This window comes from Streptomyces sp. PH10-H1 (assembly GCF_030063355.1).
Lineage (GTDB): Bacteria > Actinomycetota > Actinomycetes > Streptomycetales > Streptomycetaceae > Actinacidiphila.
The window spans coordinates 24,675-46,343 of sequence record NZ_JASISZ010000032.1; the positions used below are offsets into that span (position 1 = coordinate 24,675).

The 21,669-nt window shown below is 71.0% G+C and carries 18 protein-coding genes and 1 pseudogene; 10 read left to right on the forward strand and 9 right to left on the reverse strand.

What is annotated here, in order from left to right; all coding sequences use genetic code 11:
* Positions 1–91: 91 nt before the first annotated feature.
* The 3 genes and pseudogenes from QMK24_RS20060 to QMK24_RS20070 all read right to left on the reverse strand — a co-directional run bounded on the left by QMK24_RS20060 (position 92) and on the right by QMK24_RS20070 (position 3,846).
* Positions 92–2,719: an ABC transporter permease/substrate binding protein gene (locus tag QMK24_RS20060; RefSeq protein WP_283467729.1), complete on the reverse strand. Its 2,628-nt coding sequence runs from the start codon at positions 2,717–2,719 to the stop codon at positions 92–94.
* Between the two features lie 43 nt (positions 2,720–2,762).
* A pseudogene (locus tag QMK24_RS20065) lies at positions 2,763–3,578 on the reverse strand (quaternary amine ABC transporter ATP-binding protein); the annotation flags it as partial.
* Between the two features lie 133 nt (positions 3,579–3,711).
* A complete protein-coding gene (locus QMK24_RS20070) occupies positions 3,712–3,846 on the reverse strand; it encodes a hypothetical protein (RefSeq protein ID WP_283467731.1) in 135 nt (44 codons plus the stop codon).
* Positions 3,847–3,888: 42 nt separating this feature from the next.
* On the opposite strand from QMK24_RS20070, the gene QMK24_RS20075 reads away from it, so the two are divergent.
* From QMK24_RS20075 to QMK24_RS20120, 10 genes are all read left to right on the forward strand, one after another.
* Positions 3,889–4,836 (forward strand): 5'-3' exonuclease, encoded by a 948-nt coding sequence (locus QMK24_RS20075; protein WP_283467733.1) that lies wholly within the window; start codon positions 3,889–3,891, stop codon positions 4,834–4,836.
* A 176-nt stretch (positions 4,837–5,012) separates the two neighbouring features.
* Positions 5,013–6,443 (forward strand): ATP-binding protein, encoded by a 1,431-nt coding sequence (locus QMK24_RS20080; protein ID WP_283467734.1) that lies wholly within the window; start codon positions 5,013–5,015, stop codon positions 6,441–6,443.
* Positions 6,440–6,862, forward strand: coding sequence for a roadblock/LC7 domain-containing protein (locus tag QMK24_RS20085; protein WP_283467735.1), 423 nt, complete (start codon positions 6,440–6,442; stop codon positions 6,860–6,862). Before QMK24_RS20080 ends, QMK24_RS20085 begins: the two co-directional genes overlap by 4 nt.
* A complete protein-coding gene (locus QMK24_RS20090; protein ID WP_283467736.1) occupies positions 6,859–7,215 on the forward strand; it encodes a DUF742 domain-containing protein in 357 nt (118 codons plus the stop codon). Before QMK24_RS20085 ends, QMK24_RS20090 begins: the two co-directional genes overlap by 4 nt.
* On the forward strand, positions 7,190–7,804 hold the full coding sequence (locus QMK24_RS20095; protein WP_283467737.1) for a GTP-binding protein: 615 nt from the start codon (positions 7,190–7,192) through the stop codon (positions 7,802–7,804). Before QMK24_RS20090 ends, QMK24_RS20095 begins: the two co-directional genes overlap by 26 nt.
* Entirely contained in the window at positions 7,801–9,045 is a 1,245-nt protein-coding gene (locus QMK24_RS20100; RefSeq protein ID WP_283467738.1) for a cytochrome P450 family protein, read from the forward strand. Before QMK24_RS20095 ends, QMK24_RS20100 begins: the two co-directional genes overlap by 4 nt.
* Positions 9,042–10,280, forward strand: coding sequence for a cytochrome P450 family protein (locus QMK24_RS20105; protein WP_283467739.1), 1,239 nt, complete (start codon positions 9,042–9,044; stop codon positions 10,278–10,280). The genes QMK24_RS20100 and QMK24_RS20105 overlap by 4 nt, the downstream gene beginning before the upstream one ends.
* A gap of 201 nt (positions 10,281–10,481) precedes the next feature.
* Entirely contained in the window at positions 10,482–11,585 is a 1,104-nt protein-coding gene (locus QMK24_RS20110) for an alpha/beta fold hydrolase (RefSeq protein ID WP_283467740.1), read from the forward strand.
* A 117-nt stretch (positions 11,586–11,702) separates the two neighbouring features.
* Positions 11,703–12,419 (forward strand): peptidoglycan editing factor PgeF, encoded by a 717-nt coding sequence (pgeF, locus tag QMK24_RS20115; protein WP_283467741.1) that lies wholly within the window; start codon positions 11,703–11,705, stop codon positions 12,417–12,419.
* A gap of 329 nt (positions 12,420–12,748) precedes the next feature.
* Complete coding sequence (locus tag QMK24_RS20120) at positions 12,749–13,603, forward strand: siderophore-interacting protein (protein WP_283467743.1); 855 nt, start codon at positions 12,749–12,751, stop codon at positions 13,601–13,603.
* Positions 13,604–13,681: 78 nt separating this feature from the next.
* Here the strand turns inward: QMK24_RS20120 and QMK24_RS20125 are convergent, their stop codons facing one another.
* From QMK24_RS20125 to QMK24_RS20155, 6 genes are all read right to left on the reverse strand, one after another.
* Positions 13,682–14,926: a Ca2+-dependent phosphoinositide-specific phospholipase C gene (locus tag QMK24_RS20125; RefSeq protein WP_283467744.1), complete on the reverse strand. Its 1,245-nt coding sequence runs from the start codon at positions 14,924–14,926 to the stop codon at positions 13,682–13,684.
* On the reverse strand, positions 14,829–15,608 hold the full coding sequence (locus QMK24_RS20130; protein ID WP_283467745.1) for an ABC transporter permease: 780 nt from the start codon (positions 15,606–15,608) through the stop codon (positions 14,829–14,831). Before QMK24_RS20130 ends, QMK24_RS20125 begins: the two co-directional genes overlap by 98 nt.
* Positions 15,605–16,621 carry an ATP-binding cassette domain-containing protein gene (locus QMK24_RS20135; RefSeq protein WP_283467746.1) on the reverse strand — a complete coding sequence of 339 codons (1,017 nt, stop codon included), beginning with the start codon at positions 16,619–16,621 and terminating at the stop codon, positions 15,605–15,607. Before QMK24_RS20135 ends, QMK24_RS20130 begins: the two co-directional genes overlap by 4 nt.
* A 188-nt stretch (positions 16,622–16,809) precedes the next feature.
* Entirely contained in the window at positions 16,810–17,493 is a 684-nt protein-coding gene (locus QMK24_RS20140) for a PadR family transcriptional regulator (RefSeq protein ID WP_283467817.1), read from the reverse strand.
* 359 nt (positions 17,494–17,852) lie between these two features.
* A complete protein-coding gene (locus QMK24_RS20150) occupies positions 17,853–20,678 on the reverse strand; it encodes a DEAD/DEAH box helicase (RefSeq protein ID WP_283467747.1) in 2,826 nt (941 codons plus the stop codon).
* A gap of 94 nt (positions 20,679–20,772) precedes the next feature.
* Positions 20,773–21,660 (reverse strand): diacylglycerol kinase, encoded by an 888-nt coding sequence (locus QMK24_RS20155; RefSeq protein ID WP_283467748.1) that lies wholly within the window; start codon positions 21,658–21,660, stop codon positions 20,773–20,775.
* Positions 21,661–21,669: the final 9 nt, after the last annotated feature.

Sequence of the window (21,669 nt, forward strand, 5' to 3'; positions counted from 1 at the left end):
CAGTCCGCGAGGCTCAGTGCGCGAGGCTCAGTGCGCGAGGCTCAGCGCACGTCGCTCTTCACAGCACCCACCGCTGTTCAGCGCACGCGGCTCAGGACGCCACCGGTGCCATCGCGTCGACGATGCCGGGGTTGGCGTCGATCCACTGATTGACGCCCTGCGCCTCATGGCCCTGTCCGGCGTCCTGGATCTGCTTCTCCAGGCTGCCGAGCTGCGCCTCGGTCATGTGCCACTTCTTGAGCCAGCCCGCGAACTCGGGGAACTTCTGCGGGAAGTCCTTGTGCGCGAGGGTCTTGATCTGGTTGTTCGCCCCGAAGGCCTGCTGCGGGTCGGCGAGCTTGGTCAGCTGGTACTTGCTGTAGGCCCAGTGCGGGGTCCAGAGCACGACCGCGACCGGCTCCTTCTTGGCGTAGGAACGCTCCAGCTGGGCGAGCATGCCGGGTGAACTGCCGTTGGTGACCGTGTACTCCTTGTCGAGGCCGTACGCGGGCAGCACCTTGGTCTTGAGCAGGTTCATCTCGCCGGTGCCGGGCTCGATGCCGATGATCCGGCCCTGGAAGAGATCCGCCTTGCCCTTGAGGTCGGCGAGCGTCTTCACGTCCTTGACGTAGGACGGGACGGCGATCTCCAGGGAGGTCTTCTCGTACCAGGCCCCGAGGTCGACGAGGTTGTCCTTGTACTTGTCCCAGTACTGCTGCTGCGCGACGGGCAGCCAGCCGTCGAACTCCACGTCCACCTGCCCGTTGGCCATGGCGGTGAACATCGAGCCGACGTCGTACTGGGCCATCTTCGGCTTGTAGCCGCGGCGTTGCAGGACGGCCTGCCACAGATACGTGGTGGCGATGTCCTCGTCCCACGGGAAGTAGCCGATGTCCGGGGCGGCCCCGGCCTCCTTGCCCTTGGCGTCGCCGGCCGCGGCCTTCTTCACCGGGGCCATCTTGTCGACGACGCCCGGGTTCTTCTTCAGCCAAGCACGCACGCCGTCCTGCTCATGGCTCTGCCCGGCGTCCTGGATGGCCGCTTCGAGGCTGGTGAGCTGCGCCTCGGTGAGCTTGAAGTCCTTGAGCCACTGGGCGATCTTCGGCTCCTTGGCGGCGAAGCCCTTGTGGGCGATGGTGTGCACGCCGTCGCCCTTGCCCCAGGCGCCCAGGGGGTCCTTGAGCTTCTTGAGATCGTGCTTGCTGTAGGCCCAGTGCGGGGACCACAGGGTGACGACGACGGGCTCCTTGGCCTTCAGCGACCGGTCGAGCTGGGCGAGCATGCTCGCGGTGCTGCCGGTGGTGACCTGGTACTCGCCCTCCAGGCCGTACTGCTTCAGGACCTTCTCGTTGAGCGTCTTCATCATGCCGGCGCCCGGTTCGATGCCGATGATCCGGCCCTTGAACTTGCCGCCCTGCCCCTTGAGGTCCGCGAGCGAGTCGATGCCCTTGACGTAGGAGGGGACGGAGAGCTCGAGGGAGGTCGGGTCGTACCAGGAGCCCAGGTCGTCCAGGTTGGCCTTGTACGTGTCCCAGTACGACTGGTGGGTGGTCGGCAGCCAGGCATCGGTCTGGAAGTCCAGCTTTCCGGCGGACAGGCCGGTGTAGAGCGGGCCGACGTCGTACTGCGACAGCTTGGGCGCGTAGCCGCGCTGCTCCAGGACTTCCTTCCACAGGAAGCTGGAGGCGATGCCCTCGTCCCAGGGGATGTAGCCGATGTTCACCGGACGGCCGTTGCCGACGTTCTTGGCGTCGGCGACGCCGGCCGTGGCGGGCGAGCCGCCGAAGATGTTCATCCCGCCGGCTACGAGGGCGAGGATGACCACGCCGACGACCGCGACGCTGGTCTGCGGGCGGTAGTTCCAGACGCGGGTGGAGCGCAGCGAGTTCAGCGCCGCGGAGGCGCGGCGGCCGAGCGGTGAGACCCGGGTGCCGAGCGAGGCGGTCATCCGGTCCAGGTACATCGCCAGGATGACGACGGAGATGCCGCCCTCGAAGCCGAGACCGATGTTGACCTGGCTGATCGCGGTGAAGACCGACGCGCCCAGGCCTCCGCCGCCGACCATGCCGGCGGTCACGACCATGGACAGGCCGAGCATGATGACCTGGTTGATGCCCGCCATGATGGTGGGCAGCGCGAGCGGCAGCTGCACCCGCAGCAGGGTGTCGCGCGGGGTGGTGCCGAACGCGTCGGCGGCCTCGATGAGTTCGCTGTCGACCTGCCGGATGCCCAGCTCGGTCATGCGGACGCCCGGCGGGATCGCGAAGACGATGCAGGAGATGACGCCGGGCACCTGGCCGACGCCGAAGAAGAAGATGCCCGGGATCAGATAGACGAACGCGGGCATCGTCTGCATGAAGTCCAGTACCGGCCGCAGCAGCGTGCTGACCGTACGGTTGCGGGCCGCCCAGATGCCCAGCGGCACCGCGAGCACGACGGTGATCACGGTGGCGACCAGGACGAGCGACAGGGTCGCCATCGCCTGGTCCCACTGCTCGACCGAGTCGATCAGCGCGAAGCCGGCGAAGGTGAGCACGCCCGCGGTCGCCCCGCGCAGCCACAGGGCGAGGACCGCGAAGATCCCGGCGAGCAGCAGCGGGGCCGGCGCGCCGAGCACCGCGTCCAGGCCGTCGTACATCCCGGAGACGACGCTGGTGATGATGTCGAAGAGCCAGGCGAAATGGTCGCGCAGGTAGGTGACGGCGCTGTCTATCCAGGCGCCGAGATGCAGTCTAGGCATCGGCCGGCTCCTTGCTGTCCGAGGTGCGCGCCGACACGTCGGCCAGTGCCCGGCCGCGGTCCACGTCCTCCATGAAGGAGGCGACATAGGAGTCGGCGGGGTGGAGCAGCAGCTCCTCCACAGTGCCGTTCTGGACGATCCGGCCGTCACGCATCACCGCGATGCGGTCCCCGAGACGTACCGCCTCATGGGGGTCGTGGGTGATGAAGACGATGGTCTTGTGAAGGGTTTTCTGCAGGTCGAGCAACTGCTGCTGCATCTCGCGGCGGATCAGCGGGTCCAGCGCGCTGAACGCCTCGTCCATCAGCAGGACGGGGGCCTCGGTGGCGAGCGCACGGGCCAGGCCCACGCGCTGCTGCATACCGCCGGACAGCTCGTCGGGCCAGGACTTCTCCCAGCCGCCGAGACCGGTGAGTTCCAGCGCCTCAGTGGCCCGCCGCTCGCGCTCGGCGCGCGGGACGCCCTGTACACAGAGGCCGTAGGCCGCGTTCTCCAGGACACTGCGGTGCGGGAAGAGCGCGAAGTGCTGGAAGACCATGCTGATGCCGTGTGATCGCACCCGGCGCAGTTCGCCGCTGTCCAGCGCGGTGAGGTCCTGGCCGTCGAACAGTACGCGTCCGGCAGTCGGCGGAAGCAGCCCGTTGAGCGTGCGCAGGAGGGTGGACTTGCCCGATCCGGACAGGCCCATGACGACGAAGACCTCGCCCTCACGCACCTCGAACGAGGCGTCGATGACGGCCGCCGTGACGCCGTCGTCGCGCAGCTCATCCCGGTCCGCGCCCTCTTCGAGCCGGCGCACCGCTTCCTCGGGCTGCCGCCCGAAGACCTTGTACAGATGCTCAACTTGCAGCCTTGACACATATACCTCGCGGGTCGGGCCAAGAGCGACGCACAGCCCCCGCTTGTGGGTCGCTCACTTCAAGACCGGCGGCTGCCCACCTTTATGTAAAGCAAACCAAACGGTGACTCAGGTCACATCACGTCACATCGCGTCACATTTTGCCCAGCAGCCCCAGAACCTCGGATTGCGGCTCCGGGGCCGCGGCGACGAAGCTCAGTGACTGCACGGTCACGGGCCGCACGCCACCCTCGGCGGCCAGGCCGACGCGCCGGAGACGCGCCGTCAAACGCGCCGGAATCACCCTGCGCGGGCGTGCCATGCTGACCGCGTGACTGACGCGCACCCGAACAAGCTGCTTCTGCTCGACACCGCGAGCCTGTACTTCCGCGCCTACTTCGGCGTCCCGGAATCGGTGAAGGCGCCCGACGGCACGCCCGTCAACGCGGTGCGCGGGCTTCTGGACTTCATCACCCGCCTGGTCACCGACCACGAACCCGACGAGATCGTCGCCTGCATGGACGCCGACTGGCGCCCGCAGTGGCGCGTCGACCTCATCCCCTCCTACAAGGCGCACCGCGTCGCGGAGGAGGCCCCGGCGGGCTCGTCCGGTCCGGACACCGAGGAGGTCCCCGACACCCTCTCCCCCCAGGTGCCGATCATCGAGGCCGTCCTCGACGCCATCGGCATCGCCCGTGTCGGCGTCCCCGGCTACGAGGCGGACGACGTCATCGGCACGCTCGCCGGCCAGGCCCTGTGGGCGGTGGACATCGTCACCGGCGACCGCGACCTCTTCCAGCTCGTCGACGACACCCGCGGCGTGCGCGTGCTCTACCCGCGCAAGGGCGTCGGCGACTGCGACTTCATCACCGAGGACGTCATCCTCACCCGCTACGGCGTACGCGCCGACCAGTACGCCGACTTCGCGGCGCTGCGCGGCGATGCCAGCGACGGCCTCCCCGGTGTGAAGGGCATCGGTGAGAAGACCGCCGCCCAGCTCATCACCGAACACGGCGACCTGGCAGGCGTACGCGCGGCCGCCGCCGACCCCGCCGCCAAGCTCACCCCCGCCAAGCGCAGGGGCATCGTGGAGGCCGCCGCCTATCTCGACGTCGCCCCCAAGGTCGTCACGGTCGCCCCCGACATCCCCCTCCCCGCCTTCAACCCGGCCCTCCCCACCGAACCCGCCGACCCGGAGCTCCTCGAAGCCCTCGCGGAACAATGGGGCCTCGGCGGCTCGCTACTGCGCCTCCTGGACGCCCTGGCGGACGCCCGCTGACGCGGTGTCCGTTCGGACACTTCGGCCAGAACTGGTCTACGAGCGAGCAAATTCGAAAGGATCTTCCCGCAAAACCGTGCGGAACCAGTCGGTCGCGGTGTGTACTATGCGGATCCGCTTTCGGGGCGGATTCCGCGCCCCTGCCCCGCTCCCCCCATCTCCCCGAGGTCCATTCGATGATCGAAATACCGGACCTGGCCGCCGGCGGCCGGGCCGCCCGGACCGTGTTGGCGGTCGCCCCGGGGGGCGGGCTGCTGCGCTCGCGCCGTCACCGGGCCCGGCAGGGCGAGGAGATCGCCGCGCTGCGGGCCCATCTGGACGGCGCACGGCAGGAAGTCGGCCGCGCCTCCGAGGCGTTCACCGCCGAGATCGTCCATCTCGCGAAGCAACGCATGCCGGCCGAGGCCACCCGCGCCGCCCATCCGCACATCCAGGTTCCGGGCCCGCTCCACCCGGAGCTCGCCGGCACCGGTCTCGGTGCGGGTCTTGACGGCGTCCTGGACGAGCTGCTGACCGCCATGGCGCAGGAGCGCAAGCGCGTGGACGCCGCCGCCCGCGCGGGCATGCGCGGCGCCACGCGCGACATCCAGGCCGGTCTCTACCGGCTGCAGGACGTGCTGCGCGGACTCCAGCAGCGCTATGACGAGCCGGAGTTGGCACAGACGCTGTTCGCCCTCGACCACGAGAACGAGCAGTCACTGCGCCGCGCGCAGGTCACCGCCGTGGTGTGCGGAGCCTGGGTGGGGCTGGCCCGTGAGGAGTCCCATCTGGTGGAGGCGGTGACGGGCGGCCAGTCCCGGCTCGTCGGCTACCACCGGGTCCAGGTCCACAACCACCTCGAGGCGGGCACGGCGCTCGTCTCGCACGCCGTGGAGCCGGTCGCGATCATCGTCGCCGAGCTCCTCGACAACGCGCTGCGGCACTCCTCGCCCGACACCGTCGTCGTGGTGAACCTCGAACGCGCCCACCACGGAGTCTCCGTCACGATCGACGACTCCGGCGTCGGCATGGCCTCGGACGAACGGGCCTACGCGCAGCGGATGGTGGCAGGCAGCGACCCGATCCTGCTGTCCGAACTCGGCGACCCGCCCCGGATGGGACTGGCCGCGATCGGCCAGCTGACCCGGAAGTTCGACCTGTCCGTCGATCTGTCGACACCGTCGCCCTACGGCGGCGTCCGCGCGGTGCTGCTCATCAAGAACCACCTGCTCAGCCGGATCGACCCGGTGGAGCGGCCGCCCGCCGCCAGCACCCCGCGGTCCACCCGCCCGGCCGTGGCGGAGCCGCAGGCAGCGACACCGGCTCTGGCACCGGCACCAGCACCGGCACCGGCCGTGGCGCCGGCGGACGCGCAGCCGAACCGCGCCCCGCACCGCACCACTCATGACCCCGCCGCGATCACCCACGAGCCCGCCCTCGACGGTGACGCCCTGCCGCAGCGCCGCCGCCGGGCCCGTTCCGACGCCGAGCCCGTGCCAGCCGCGGCCGAGCCGGCCCCGCCGCGGGTACGGACCCCCGAGGAGTCGGCCGCCGCGCTCGGCGCCCTGCAGTCCGGAACCGCCGCGGCGCGGTCCGCCCTCGAATCCGAAGGGAACGATCCGCGATGACCAGCCGCGACGCCGGTGACACGGCATGGGTACTCGATCCGATCCTGGAGATCCCGCACGTCCAGGCCGCCATCCTGCTCACCAGGGACGGTCTCGTCACCGGGTACTCCGCCGCGCTGTCGCAGGCCACCGCGGAGCGCACCGCCGCGATCACCAGCACCGTGCAGGGCGCGTGCCGGGCCGCCGCGGCCGCCTTCGCCGACCAGGACGACGCGCAGGTACGCCAGGTCGTCATCGAGTCCGACCACGGCTACATCCTGGTCGCGCCGACCACCCACGGCACCTGCGTGGCCGCCTTCGGCGATCCCGAGGTACGCCTGGACCTGCTCGCCCACCGGGTCCACTCGCAGGTGGCCCGGCTCGGCGAGAAGGCGATGGCCGCCGCGCCCCGGGGAGCCGATGGCGGCTCTCCGGCATGACGGGCCGCCGGAGCGGCCGCCCACTGGTCCCCGCGTATGTGTCCACCGGCGGGGTGGCGCGGCCGAGCCGTAACAGCCTGGAGCGCCTCTCGGTGCTGACCGGCGAGAAGACCCTCCCCGACGATCTCCCCGCCGCCCCGCACGCGCTGCTCAAGGCGCTGGACGGCGGATCGCTCACCGTGGTGGAGACCGCCGCCCTGCTGGAACTTCCGGTCTCCGCCGTACGCGTCCTCGCCGCAGGCCTGATCGACCAGGGGCTGGTGCGTGCCCGCCCGCCGGTCCCCTTCGCCGCCCTGCCCGACTCCGACTTGTTGAAGAGAGTGGCCGATGGCCTCCGTGCCCTCAAGCAGTAGCACCGGCACCAGCGGCCTGCATCTGCCGGACAGCGCCCGCGAACTGGTGAAGATCCTGGTGGCGGGGCCCTTCGGGGTGGGCAAGACCACGCTGATCGACTCGGTCTCCGAGATCCGGCCGCTGCACACCGAGGAGCACCTGTCCGAGGCGTCCGTGTCGGTGGACAACCTCGCCGGAGTGCGGGACAAGACCACCACCACCGTCGCCATCGACTTCGGACGGATCAGCCTGGAAGGGGGGATCGTGCTGTACCTGTTCGGCACCCCCGGCCAGGAGCGCTTCCGCTCCCTGTGGGCGGACATCGCCTACGGGGCGCTCGGCGCGCTCGTGCTGGTCGACACCCGCCGCATCGACGACTCCTTCGACGTCCTCGGCCTGGTGGAGGAGACGGGACTGCCGTACGCCGTCGCGCTCAACACCTTCCCCGACTCCCGTCACTACACCGAGGACCAGCTCCGCCGTTCCCTGGACCTGGATCCCAGTACCCCGATGGTGACCTGCGACGCCCGGGACACCAACTCCTCCATCGATTCGCTGCTCGCCCTCGTCCAGCACCTGATAGCCCGCCACCGTCCGGAGACCTGGTGAACCCCTCTCCCTACCCCGCCCCCGCCGAGACCTTCTCTCTTTCCGCGCCGGTGCGGCTGTGGGAGGACGGCTTCGCCGTCGACCCGCACCGCTACTACGCGACGCTGAAGGCCCAGGGCCCGATCGGCTGGGCGGAACTCGCCCCCGGCGTGCCCGCGTACGTCGTCACCGACCGCCGCGCCGCACTGGAGGTGCTGCACGACCCCGGCACCTGGTCGCACGACCCCAGGCCCTGGGAGGCCACGGTCGCCGAGGACTCGCCGATCCTCGGCATGATGCGGTGGCGGCCCAACACCCTCTTCTCCGACGGTGACGCCCACATCCGCTACCGCCGCACCCTGATCGACGCCTTCGACCTGGTGGAGCCGCACGACCTGCGGGAGCGGGTGCACCACGCGGTGGACGTCCTGGTGGACCAGTTCGGCCCCACCGGGAGTGCGGACCTCGTCGCCGACTTCGCCCGCCCGCTGATGTCGCTGATCTTCAACAACCTCTTCGGGCTGCCCGACAGCGAGAGCGGCCGCCTCGAAGCCGCCCTGGGCAAGATGATGGAGGGCGGCGCCCAGTCCGCCGAGGGCGAGGCCGAGTACGGCAGTTACGTCATGGGACTCGTCGGCGCCAAGAGCGCCCAGCGCGGCGAGGACCTGACCAGCTGGCTGCTGGACCACCCGCTGGCGCTCACGCCCGAGGAAGTCGCCTGGCAGGTGTTCCTCACCCTGGGCGCGGGCCATGAGCCCAGCGCGAACCTGGTCTCCAACGCGCTGTCGCGCATCCTCGGCAACCCCGACTACTACTCCACCCTCACCAGCGGCTCGCGCCCCGTCATGGACGCCGTCGTCGAGGTGCTGCGGTACGAGACCCCGCTGGCGAACTACGGCATCCTCTACGCCCGCGAGTCACTGAGTTTCCACGGCGTCTGGGTCCAGGCCGCCGTCCCCGTCGTGGTCTCCTACGGCGCTCTCGCGCTCTTCGCCGAGCAGGACTTCGCCGGAGCCCACCACCCCCGCGACGCCTCCCATCTGTCGTGGTCGGCCGGAGAGCACGCCTGCCCGGTCAAACAGCACGCCCTGCTGATCGCCACCGAGGCCATCGAGCGGCTCACCCAGTGGCTCCCCGACCTGGCGACGACCGTCCCCCGTGAGCGCCTCACCTGGCGTCCAGGACCCTTCCACCGCTCCTTGAAGGCGCTGCCCGTCCGCTTCACTCCCCGCACTCCCGACCAGCCAGGAGACCGAGCATGACCGTGCCCACCCGCGTGGCCCTCGACCCGTTCGGCGCCGACATCCCCGCCGAGAGCGCCAGGCTGCGCGCCCTCGGCGCGGTGGTGCCCGTCGAGCTGCCGGGGTCCATCCCCGCCTGGGCGCCCACCGGTTACGACACCCTCAAGGCCCTGATCCTGGACCCCCGGGTCAGCAAGGACCCGCGCCGGCACTGGTCGCTCTTTCCGGAGATCGGCGAACACCCCGCCTGGGGCTGGATCCTGGGCTGGGTCGGCGTGATCAACATGCTGTCCACCTACGGCCCCGACCACAGCCGGCTGCGCAAGCTCGTCGCCCCCAGCTTCACCCACCGGCGCACCGAGGCGATGCGGACCCGGGTGGAGCAGATCACCTCCGAACTTCTCGACACACTCGACAAGTCCGCCGCCTCGGCGCCCGGCGAACCGGTCGATGTACGGGCCGGATACGCCCATCCGCTGCCCATGCGGCTGATCTGCGAGCTGTTCGGCGTCCCCGACGGCCTGCGCGAGGACACCAGACGGCTGATCGCGGCCATCATGGACACCTCCGACCCCAGCCCGGAGCACGGCGCCTTCGTCCAGGAACAGATCGGCACCGTGCTGGGCGCCCTCATCGCCCACAAGAGCGAGCACCCCGGCGACGACATGACCACCGAACTCATCAAGGTGCGCGACGAGGACGGCGACCGGCTCAGCGACGAGGAGCTGCTCTACACCCTGCTCCTCGTCATCGGCGCCGGCTTCGAGACCACCGTCAACCTCATCGGCAACGCCGTCGTCGCTCTCCTGCAGCACCCGGACCAGCTCGCCGCCGTCCGCTCCGGCGAGATCAGCTGGGATGGCGTCATCGATGAGGTGCTCCGTGTCGCGCCCTCCATCGCCACCCTCCCGCTGCGTTTCGCCGTCAGCGACATCACCATCGGGGGTGTGACCATCCCCGCGGGCGACGCCATCGTCGCCACCTACGCCGCCGCGGGCCAGGACCCGGCCCACTACGGCGACGGCGCGGCGGCGTTCGACGCCGCCCGGGGCTCCGACGACCACCTCGCCTTCGGCATCGGCGTCCACCGCTGCATCGGCGCCCCGCTCGCCCGCATGGAGGCCCTCACCGCGCTCCCCGCCCTCTTCGAGCGCTTCCCGGATCTCCAACTGGCCGCCACCGCAGAGGAATTGCGGCAGGTCCCGTCGTTCATCGCCTACGGCTGGCAGGAGATCCCGATCCGCCTCCACGGGTGACGGCCGGTTTCCGCGCGTACCGTTCCCGGGCCTGCCCGCTCCGGGCGCTGCTTCCCTGGGAGTATGGGGAGGCCGGACGGGATGCCGCGGGCGGAGTACGTCCGGTACCTCCTCATGCCGGATGCGGTGAGGGGGTCCGGCGGCGAGAGTGGTTCATGAGACGGACCGCATCATGAACCATCGACGACCGGGACACGCGCCTTGGATCACGCATTCACGAACGAGGAGACGGACGCGGACACCGGCACGGGGGTGACCGCCACGGAGGTGACCGCCACGGAGGTGACCGGCGCCGGCGCGGCGGCGGGGCCGCCACCCGGTCGTCCCCCGGCCCGGCGGCGCTCCCGCCTGCGGCGGTGGACCCGGCGTACCGCCCTGGCCTGCGCCGCACTGCTGGTCGCGGTGACCGCCGCGTCGTTCGCGTACAACGGGTTCACGGACGGCCGGGCCGCGCCGCCTCCGGGACTCAGCTATGTCGAGGCGGCCGGCATTCACACCCGCTACCAGACGTGGGGAACGACGGGGTCGCCGGTCGTCCTCGTGCACGGCGCCTTCGAATCGGCCGGCACCTGGTCGCGGCTGGCCCCGCTGCTCGCCCGGAACCACCGGGTGTACGCCCTCGACCTCACCGGCTCGGGGTACAGCGAGCGGCGCGGCCCGTACACGGTCGACCACTTCACGCGGCAGTTGCTGGGCTTCCTCGACGCCATGCGGCTGGGCGGGCCCGGCGACCGCCCCCTGCTGGTGGGCCACTCCAGCGGCGCCGCGATGGCCGCCGAGGCCGCTCTGCGCGCGCCCGGCCGCGTCGGCGGGGTGCTGCTCCTGGACGGTGACGCCCTTGACACGGGTGCGGGCCCGCCGCCCGCGTTCCGGTACGTACTGGTCGATCCGTACCGCACCAGCCTGCTGCGGCTCGGGCTCGGCTCCGACTGGCTGATCCGCAAGGTCTACAGCTCCCAGTGCGGGCCCGGTTGCCCACCCCTGGACGGCGCGGGCCTGGACGAATGGCGGCGGCCGCTCCAAGTGCCGGGCGCAGAGGGTGCCTTGTGGAGCATGCTGGGCGAGGGCGTACCCGGCATGTCCGCCGACCGGCTGGCGCGGCTGCGGGGGGTGGACATCCCCAAGGCCGTCGTGTTCGGCGCGGGCGACGACGTGTTCAGCCGGCAGACACCGGCGGAGACCGCAGAACGGATCGGCGCCCCGGCCCCGGTCCTCATTCCCGGGGCCCGCCACCTGTCGATGATCTCCAGCCCGGACGCGGTCGCCACCGCGGTGGAAGCGCTCGCGGGCCGGACCGCGCGTTGACCCCTGCGGGGACTCGTGGGGAAGGTGTGCGCCGGCCAGCGGCAGCGTGCCGTCGCCCTGGTCGGTACCGGCGGAACCCGTACGCTGCAGGCACAGGCCGACCGAGGGAGAGATCGCATGGAACTGGCGGCACAGGTTCGGTACGCCGTCACCGACCGGCACGGCGGGGTGAGCAGGGCCCCGTACGACAGCCGGAACCTCGGCGCGGCCACGGGCGACGACCCGGCCGCCGTCCGCCGTAACCGCGAGCTGACCGCGTACGAGCTGGAACTGGACGCGTCACGTGTCGTCCTGATGCGGCAGGTGCACAGCGCGACGGTGGCCGATGTGACCGCGCCGTTCGGCCCGGACGCTCCGCCGGTCGACGGCATCGTGACCTCGGAGACGGGTCTGGCCCTGGGCGTCCTGGCCGCCGACTGCGCGCCGGTGCTCCTCGCGGACCCGGTGGCGCGGATCATCGGCGCCGTCCATTCCGGGCGGGTGGGGACGGCGGCAGGTGTCGTGCCCGCCGCGGTCGACGCCATGCGCGCCAAAGGTGCCGACCCGGCCCGGATGGTCGCGTTCATCGGACCGACCGCCTGCGGCGACTGCTACGAGGTTCCCGACGCCATGCGCGAGGAGGTCTGCGCCACGGTGCCCGAAGCCTGGGCCACCACCAGCCGGGGCACCGCCGGGCTGGATGTACGGGCGGGTATCGCGGGGCAGTTGACCCGTGCGGGGGTGGCCCAGGTACGGCACGACCAGCGCTGCACCCTCGAGTCGAAGGAACTGTTCTCGTACCGGCGCGAGCAGCGCACCGGGCGCTTCGCCGCCTTCGTGTGGCTGACGCGCTGACTCCCTGAGCGCTCCGGGGACCGCGGGCCGGCGCCTCCTCCGGCGGCCGGCCCGCCTCTGGGGTCCGCGCTCAGCCGGCGGGCGTCCAGTGCGGGTCCCGGCCCAGGAAGCGCAGCAGCGTCGCGGCGTGGCCGGTGTCCGGTCCTCGCCGGCCTCCAGCGCCGGGGCGGAGGCATGGAAGGAGTCGCGCAGCCGGTCCGCGATCCGGTCGGGCCGCGGACACGGTGGCGAGGACCTCTTCGAGCGGGCCGAGGGGCGCCCCGCCGATCGGTTAGGCTTACCTAAGTTGTAGATGAGGTACCCAGGCGACGAGAGAGTGGGAAGTGTCCATGGCGGACCGTCCGGCGCGCAGGACCCCGAAGCTCAACCGGGCGCGCGTACTGCGCACCGAACGCATCACCCCGCACATGATCCGCGTGGTGCTCGGCGGCGAGCAGCTAGCTGGTTTCGGCGCGGGCGAGCACACCGATCACTACATCAAGCTGCAGTTCCCGGTGGACGGGGTCGCGTACCCCGAGCCCATGGACCTGGAAGCGGTGCGCCGGGACTTTCCCCGTGACCAGTGGCCGCGTACCCGCACCTACACCGTGCGCAGCTGGGATCCGCGGGCGCTGGAGCTGGCCGTCGACTTCGTGCACCACGGCGACGAGGGCGTCGCCGGTCCCTGGGCGGCCCGCGTGCAGCCCGGCGAGGAGGTGCTGTTCGCCGGCCCCGGCGGGGGCTACGCACCCGGCGAGGAAGCCGACTGGCATCTGCTCGCCGGTGACGAGAGCGCGCTGCCGGCTATCGCCGCATCCCTGGAGCGACTCCCCGAGGGGGCGCTCGCGAAGGCGTTCATCGAGGTGACGGGCCCGGCGGAGGAGCAGGAGATCATCGCCTCCGGGAAGGCCGACATCGTCTGGCTGCACCGCGGCGACCGGCCGATCGGAGCGGCGCTCGTCGAGGCCGTACAGGGTCTGGAGTTCCCGCCGGGCACCGCGCAGGCCTTTGTGCACGGCGAGGCGACCTTCGTGAAGGAACTGCGGCGCCATCTGCGGATCGACCGCGGTCTGGAGCGCGAGCAGCTGTCCATCTCGGGCTACTGGCGGCGCGGCGCCGACGAGGACGGCTGGCAGGCCTCGAAGCGCGAGTGGAACCAGCAGGTCGAGCAGGAGCAGGAGGCGGCCCCGGCGGCCGCCTCCTGACCCGGCGCCTCCTGACCCGGTGACTTCGGCCCTGGGCTCTGGGTCCTGGGGTCTGCGGTCTGAGGTCTTCTTCCCGGTTCAGTGCTCCAGCAGGCCGGAACGGCAGCCGGGCGGCGCCGTGAGCGGATCGCACCGCGCTATCCGGCCGCCCGGCAGCTCGGCGGTGTAGTCACTGCCGTAACGGGCGGCGAGGCCGGTGACCGGGAAGTCGGTGCTGATCATCTGGGCGCCCGAGTCGAGCGCGGCCCGCAGCCGTGCGGTGTCACCGGCTGCCGCCTGGGCGAACGGCTCGTCGGCGCGGGTACGGACGTAGTAGCCCCGCCGGACGAAGTCCTGGATGGTGGCGGTGTTGGTGCCTGTCGGGTCGTTCCACTCGACGAACGCCGCGTCGGCGCGCCCGGGGCGGGAGTTGGTGAACAGCACCCGGCCCTGGAGGCTGTCGCGGCCACCCGCCCGGTAGGCGTCCTGGATCATCTGGTCCTGATTGTCCATCAGGAACATGACCTGGCCGCGGGTGGCACCGACTCCGGGCCAGCCGTACGCCAGGACCGACGCTTCCAGGGTGCGGCCGGGCCGCCGCAGGTCGTCAGGCGTGATGGTCGCGTCATCGGGGAGGACGGCACGGATCTCGGCGTCGAGCGCGTCCAGCATCGCGGTGGTCCACGGGGGGCTCTTCGGGCCGCCCCTGGCCTCCATTGCCGGGTCGGTCCTCTTGAGTTCGAGCAGGATCGGCAGCGCCACGTGGCCGGGGTGGGCGTCGGACCACTGCTTGACCTGGCGCAGGCAGATGGTGAGCGAGACGCAGCTGGTGCCGTAGTCGTGGTCGGCCCAGTGCAGCACCTTGAAACCGGGTGCGGCGTAGGCGGGGTCAGTGAGCGGCCCGAGCCCGGCGTCACCGCGGACCAGCGGCTTGCCGTACAGCCCGCCCGCCGGATCGGGGAACAGATCGAGTTCGATCCCCCGGACATGCTCCGTCCCGAACTGCGCGGGCAGCGAGGCGTGGCTGTACTCCAGGTTCCAGAAGTTGGGGTCGGAGGTGCGCTGGGCCTCCGACCATCCCAGGATGACGTGGCCGCTTCGTGCCCGGCAGATGGCACCCAGGCGACGGCATGCGACGGCCGGAACCCGTACGTTCCGGGTTCCGGCCGTCCTGCGGTCCCGCGGTCCCGCGGTCCTGCGGTCCTGCGGTCCTGCGGTCCTGCGGCAGTTGTTCGCCCGGCCGGTCTCAGACCGATCGCTGGTACGCGCGGAAGGTCCGGGTGGACAGCCACACCGCGCCCGCCGCCAGTGCGAGCAGCGCGCCGCCGCGGCTGAACACCGCACCCCAGTCCGGGTCGGTGGCCATGGCCGAACGGCCTGCCACCAGCGCCCAGTTGACCGGGTTGAAGTCCGCGATGTGCCGCATCCAGGACGGCATCAGCGTGACGGCCATGAAGGCCGAGGACAGGAAGGTCAGCGGCAGCAGCAGGAAGGTGTTGATGCCGATGATGCTTTCGCGCTGCCGCACCAGCATGCCGAGCGCGTTGGAGAACGCGCCGAACACCGTACCGAGCAGGATCGACGCGAAGGCCAGGATCAGCAGACCGGTGATGCCGCCCGGGTAGTCGGCGCCGCCCAGTTTGCCGAGCAGCACGATGACCACGGACTGCAGTGCGGTGCTGATGCCCTGCTGCACCACATTGGCGTTCATCAGCGCCGCCCGGCTGACCGGAGTGACCAGGAAGCGGTTCAGGGTGCCGCGTTCGATCTCCTCAAGGGTGCCCATGCCCGCCCACATGCTGGAGGACAGGGCGCTCATCACGACCACGCCCGGCACCAGGTAGTCCAGATAGGAGGTGGTGCCGAAGCCGCCGAGCTCGACGACCTTGCGGAACAGGGAGCCGAAGAGGAACAGCCAGATGACCGGCTGGATGAGGGTGATCACGAGGAAGGCGGGCTGCCGCAGGATCGCGGTGAGCTGCCGCTGCGTCATGTACCAGGTGTGGGTAAAGGTCGTGGTGCTCATCGGGTACCTCCGGCGGTGGCCGGTACGGGAGACCCGTCGCCGGTGTCGGCGTCCGCGAAGCGGCGGCCGGCGTAGCGCAGATAGACATCGTCAAGGGAAGGGCGGGCCACGGTCACGGAGGCGACAGCCGCGCCTTCACGTTCGAGTACGGCGAGCACATGCGGCACCGCGGAGGGGCCGTCGTCGGCCCGGGCGCGCAGATGGCGGCCGTCCACGACCGCCTCGCGGACGCCGGCGAACTCCGACAGCGCCGTCTCCAGCAGCCGGGCGTCAACGGGTCCGGTGTCGTCGCGCAGCTCGACCTGGACGGCGTCGCCGTGCAGTTCGCCCTTCAGCTCGGCGGGCGTGCCCTCGACGACGATCCGGCCGCGGTCGACGATCGCGACGCGCTCGGCGAGCCGGTCGGCCTCTTCGAGGTAGTGGGTGGTGAGCAGAATGGTCAGACCCTCGTCGCCCGCCAGCCGGGAGATCTCCTCCCACATGGCGGTGCGCGCCTCGGGGTCCAGCCCGGTGGTCGGCTCGTCGAGAAAGAGCACCTCGGGCCGGTGGACCAGGCCGAGCGCCACGTCCAGGCGGCGTTGCATCCCGCCGGAGTACGTCTTGACCAGCCGCTTCGCGGCATCGACGAGGTCGAAGCGGTCCAGCAGTTCATCGGCCCGGTGGGCCAGGGCGGCGCCCTTGAGTCCGTAGAGCCGCCCCTGCAGGATCAGGTTCTCCCGGCCGGTGGCGACGGGGTCGGCGCCGGACTTCTGCGCGACCACGCCGATGGCGCGCCGGACCCGGTCCGGATGGCGCAGCACGTCATGGCCCGCGACGAGCGCGGTCCCGGAGTCGGGGCGGGCGAGCGTGGTGAGAATTTTGACGGTGGTCGACTTGCCGGCCCCGTTGGGGCCCAGCAGCCCGAAGACGGTGCCCGCCTCGACGGTGATACCCATGCCGTCGAGAGCCTTGATGTCGCCGGGATAGGTCTTGACCAGGTTGTGCGCCGCCACGGCGGGCGCGCGGGTAATCATGATGACGGTCCTCCGCATATCGGTGTTGGGCGTTTGCCGAACGGATCTGCGGGGAGGGAGCCGGGCTATCCTGGGTGTGCCGCACCTGGATCGCCTGGCGCCTGCTTCACGCAGATGTCCGGCCGATGGGTTACGCCTCCGGTGCCCGCTGTTCCCGCAGCGGGCGCCGGAGTTGACTGGTTTCAGGGTCAGAGTTCTTTCATACGCTCCCGGAACTCTTCGCCGATCCCGGATTCCACGGCCCGTTTCTCGATCTCCGACCATTCCCCGGGGATCTCGCCGCTCTCCTGCCAGGACCGCCATTCGGCGACGCCGGAGATCGTCCCGGCCGTCAGCTCGCCGAGGAAACCGCGCGTCCAGGCAACTTCCGCCTCGATCATGTGGACCTGGTACTCGGACTCGATGAGGAACATCCGGGGCAGCTCCCCGTCCAGCTGGCCGAGCACGCCGCGGATGGCGGCCACTTGGACCTCCAACGTGGCGACCCGCTCGCCGAGCAGGGCGATCGCCTCGTCGGGCGGCAGCACCAGAATCAGCGAGAGCGCCGCCTCATAGGCGGGATACTCACGGACCGGCACGGCCACCAGATCGGCCAGCCAGTCATGCGTCTCCACCCGGCCGGCCTCGGTCAGGCCGTACAGGGTGCGCTCAGGGCGGTTGCCCTGCCGCTGGATGCCGGCGATCTCGACGAAGCCATGCTTTTCGAGGTTCTGGACGACGGTGTAGAGCGAGCCATAGTTGATCTTGATGCTCTGCTCCTTGCCCCGCTGCCGGAGCACCTGCGCAATCTCGTACGGATGCATGGGCCGCTCCCCGAGCGTCGCCATCACCGCCAGCGCCAGTGGATTGGACAGCTTTCGCCGGTTCGCCATCACTCTCACCTCGCTCCCGTATATCCGTGGCCGAGCATATCGCGTTTACACGACGTCGACAAGCGCGATACATCGCGAGTCTGACGCGATGGGAGCGCGACAAACCGCGCCCGCGGCCATCGGTCGGGCCGGGGCACTTCGGGGCGGCGATTGGCGCCGTCTACGGGCTTTCCGCGACTCCCGGGCGGTGGACGGGGGCCCTGCACGTGCCGCTGCCGGGGTTCGGGGGGCGAGTGCTGCGGGCTGGGGAGCTGGGCGGGCGACGGAGCGGCCGGACCGCGCGGGGCGCGCTTCCTCACGGCCCCCGCGGGGGCCCCGCTCGCCGGGCTCGCCGGCGAGCGGGGGGTGTCGGGTGGGAGTCAGCCCACCGACGAGTACGCCACGACGCCGCGGCGCAGTGCGTCCACGGCCTTGCGTGCGTTCTTGCGGACCGGGCTGTCGCCGGGGGCCGCGTCGGAGATCTGGCCGAGCACGTCGATGACCTGCTTGCACCAGCGTACGAAGTCACCGGCCGGCATCTCGGCGTCGCCGAGTACGGCGTCCAGGCCGTGGCCCGAGGCCCAGCGGTAGACGGGCCAGGCGAAGCCGAGGTCCGGTTCGCGCTGGCCGACGCCCTCGGTCTGGTGGATCCGGTGGTCCTCCTCCAGCGCGTCGAGCCGGCCCCAGATCCGGACCATCTCGGCGAGCGCCTCTTTGGCGTTGCCGGTGGGGAGTTTCGGCGCGATCGCGTCATCGGACTGCCGCGCCTCGAAGACCAGCGCCGAGACGCACGCCGCCAGTTCGGCCGGGCCGAGCCCGTCCCAGACGCCTTCGCGCAGGCACTCGCTGGCCAGCAGGTCCAGCTCGCCGTAGAGCCGGGCGAGCCGCTTGCCGTCCGGGGTGACCTTCTCGCCCTCGAGATAGCCGAGTTCGGTGAGAAGACCGCAGATCCGGTCGAAGGTGCGGGCGATGGTGTTGGTGCGGCCCTCGATGCGCCGTTCCAGCTGCTTGGTGTCGCGCGCCAGCCGGTGATAGCGCTCGGCCCAGCGGGCGTGGTCCTCGCGCTCGTCGCAGCCGTGGCAGGGATGCGCGCGGATCTCGGTGCGCATCCGGGCGATATCGGCGTCGTCGGCCGCCGCGGCCCGCGGTTTACGGTGCCGCTCCGGCGCTGCCCATCCGGAGGTTCCGGCCTTGGTACGCATCGCCGAGGCCAGGTCACGCCGGGACTGCGGGCTGCGCGGGTTGAAGCTCTTCGGGATCCGCATCCGGTCGACGGCTTCGACGGGGATCGGGAAGTCTATCTGCGCGAGCCGTTTGACCTGCCGCTCGGCGGTGAGCACCAGCGGACGCGGACCGTCCTGATGGTCCTCGTGCCGCCGGTGGCCGGGGCTGCGGCCGGCCGGGACTCCCGGCTCCAGGACCAGGGCGAGACCGGCGTACTTGCCGGCCGGGACATGGATGATGTCGCCCGGCTTGAGCTTCTCCAGCGCGTCGGACACGGCGGCTCGGCGCTGGGTGGCGCCCTGCCGGGAGAGTTCGGCCTCGCGGTCCTTCAACCGGCGGCGCAGCGCCATGTACTCGTCGAAGTTGCCGAGGTGGCAGGTCATCGACTCCTTGTAGCCGTCGAGTCCCTCCTCGTTGCGCTGCACCTGCTTGGAGATCCCGACGACCGACCGGTCGGCCTGGAACTGCGCGAAGGAGGTCTCCAGCAGTTCCCGCGAGCGGTGCCGCCCGAACTGGCCGACCAGGTTGACCGCCATGTTGTACGACGGCTTGAAGGACGAGCGCAGCGGATACGTCCTGGTGCCGGCCAGGCCCGCGACGGCGCCCGGGTCGAAGGCGCGCTGCCACAGCACGACGGCGTGGCCCTCGACGTCGATACCGCGCCGCCCGGCACGGCCGGTCAGCTGGGTGTACTCGCCGGGGGTGATGTCGGCGTGGGTCTCGCCGTTCCACTTGACGAGCTTCTCGAGGACGACCGAGCGGGCCGGCATGTTGATGCCGAGCGCCAGGGTCTCGGTGGCGAAGACCGCCTTGACCAGGCCCTTGAGGAAGAGCTCCTCGACGACTTCCTTGAACGTCGGGAGCATGCCGGCGTGGTGGGCTGCGACGCCGCGCTCCAGGCCCTCCAGCCATTCGAAATACCGCAGGACGTGGAGGTCCTCGTCCGGGATCGCCTTGGTGCGCTCCTGGACGATGGCCCGGACGCGCTCCCGGTTCTCGTCGCTGTTGAGCCGCAGTCCCGCGTAGAGGCACTGCTGGACGGCGGACTCGCAGCCGGCCCGGCTGAAGATGAAGGTGATGGCCGGCAGCAGACCCTCGGCGTCGAGCCGCTCGATCACATCGGCGCGGCTGGGCGTCCAGACCCGGCCGCTCGACCGCCGTTCGCGCTCGCGGTCCGCCTCGTAGCCGCGCTTGTTCCGGTCGCGGGGGTGGACGGTCCGCTGGTTCTCCATACGGGCGAGGCGTACGAGGTCGGGATTGACCTCGAGGCGGGCGGTCTCATCGGCGCCCTCCTTCTCCTCGAAGAGGTCGTACATCCGCTTGCCGGCCAGTACGTGCTGCCACAGCGGGACCGGGCGGTGCTCGGAGACGATCACTTCGGTGCTGCCGCGCACGGTGTCGAGCCAGTCGCCGAACTCCTCTGCATTGGAGACGGTCGCCGACAGTGACACCAGCGTCACGGACTGCGGCAGGTGGATGATCACCTCTTCCCAGACGGCGCCGCGGAAGCGGTCGGAGAGGTAGTGGACCTCGTCCATCACCACATAGCCGAGGCCGTCGAGCGCCGAGGATCCGGCGTAGAGCATGTTGCGCAGCACCTCGGTGGTCATCACGACCACCGGTGCGTCGCCGTTGACGCTGTTGTCACCGGTGAGCAGGCCGACCTTGTCCGCGCCGTAGCGCTTGACGAGGTCGCTGAACTTCTGGTTCGACAGCGCCTTGATCGGTGTGGTGTAGAAGCATTTGCGGCCCTCGGTGAGGGCGAGGTGGACGGCGAACTCGCCGACAATGGTCTTTCCGGAGCCGGTCGGCGCGGCGACCAGCACTCCGCTTCCGGCCTCCAGAGCCTGACATGCCGCGATCTGGAACGGATCCAGGTCGAAGTCGTACAGCGCGCGGAACGGCGCGAGGGCAGTGGCCTGATCGGCCGCGCGACGCCGGTCTGCGGCGTAGCGCTCGGCGGGGGACATCTCATCGGTCATCTTGCCACCGAGCGTACCGGCCCCCACCGACACACCGCGTGATCTTTATTCGTACCGGTCCTCAGAGCAGCAGCAGAGCAGCGTCAGACCAGCGTCAGACCAGCAGCCGCACGGCCCGCGGCACCGTCACGGCGGTCAGCGGCAGCGGCCCGATCCGCTCACCGTCCGCGTACCCCGTCACATCCTCGGCGGCGAGCCGCACCCGGGCCGCCCGGTGCACGGTGACCTTCGGGTGGCTGGGATGCGTCCCCCGGTAGACCCGGGGGAAGACCGTGAGGAGAGTGGTGCGGCTGCACGGCCCGACCACCGTGACGTCGAACAGCCCGTCGTCCAGTACCGCGTCGGTGCAGATCCGCATCCCGCCGCCGTACGACGACCCGTTGCCGACCGCGATCAAGGTGGCCTCGATCTCGCGTTCCGGACTGTCGTCGAACTGAATCGTGTACGGAATCGGGCGCAGGGCGGCGAGTTCGGCGAGCATCGCCACGTCGTAGCGGAAGCGGCCGGTGGGCCAGCGCATCCGGTTGCCGCGGTCGTTGACCCGCGAGTCGAATCCGGAGGCCAGTACGGTGCCGAACCAGCGGTCCCCGACCCGGCCCAGGTCGACCTCCCGCACGCGCCCCTCCTTCAGGGCGTCGGCGACCGTGCGGCCCGCGGCGGAAGGGTCGCGCACCGGCAGCCCGGTCGCACGGGCGAAGTCGTTGCCGGTGCCCACCGCGATCACGCCCAGCGGTGTGCCGGTCCCGGCCACCGCCTGCAGGGCCAGCGAGACCATGCCGTCGCCGCCGACGCCCACCAGTGCCCTGGTCCCCGCGGCGACCGCCTCGCGGGCGCGTACAAGGGCGTCGGCGGCGTCCTGTCCCACGACGGTACGGACGGTGAACCCGGCCTCCCGCATCGCCCGGGCGGCCGGCTGCGCGGCATGCGCGCCCCGGCCGCGGCCGGCGGTGGGATTGACGAAGAGGGTGATGTCGCTGCTCACGGGCGGACT

Bases quoted from the DNA above. Each gene is read 5' to 3' on its own strand.
- QMK24_RS20060 (WP_283467729.1), bottom strand. From the start codon at position 2,719: ATGCCTAGACTGCATCTCGGCGCCTGGATAGACAGCGCCGTCACCTAC.
- QMK24_RS20080 (WP_283467734.1), top strand. From the start codon at position 5,013: ATGATCGAAATACCGGACCTGGCCGCCGGCGGCCGGGCCGCCCGGACC.
- QMK24_RS20085 (WP_283467735.1), top strand. From the start codon at position 6,440: ATGACCAGCCGCGACGCCGGTGACACGGCATGGGTACTCGATCCGATC.
- QMK24_RS20090 (WP_283467736.1), top strand. From the start codon at position 6,859: ATGACGGGCCGCCGGAGCGGCCGCCCACTGGTCCCCGCGTATGTGTCC.
- QMK24_RS20095 (WP_283467737.1), top strand. From the start codon at position 7,190: ATGGCCTCCGTGCCCTCAAGCAGTAGCACCGGCACCAGCGGCCTGCAT.
- QMK24_RS20105 (WP_283467739.1), top strand. From the start codon at position 9,042: ATGACCGTGCCCACCCGCGTGGCCCTCGACCCGTTCGGCGCCGACATC.
- pgeF (WP_283467741.1), top strand. From the start codon at position 11,703: ATGGAACTGGCGGCACAGGTTCGGTACGCCGTCACCGACCGGCACGGC.
- QMK24_RS20120 (WP_283467743.1), top strand. From the start codon at position 12,749: ATGGCGGACCGTCCGGCGCGCAGGACCCCGAAGCTCAACCGGGCGCGC.
- QMK24_RS20130 (WP_283467745.1), bottom strand. From the start codon at position 15,608: ATGAGCACCACGACCTTTACCCACACCTGGTACATGACGCAGCGGCAG.
- QMK24_RS20135 (WP_283467746.1), bottom strand. From the start codon at position 16,621: ATGATTACCCGCGCGCCCGCCGTGGCGGCGCACAACCTGGTCAAGACC.
- QMK24_RS20140 (WP_283467817.1), bottom strand. From the start codon at position 17,493: ATGGCGAACCGGCGAAAGCTGTCCAATCCACTGGCGCTGGCGGTGATG.
- QMK24_RS20150 (WP_283467747.1), bottom strand. From the start codon at position 20,678: ATGACCGATGAGATGTCCCCCGCCGAGCGCTACGCCGCAGACCGGCGT.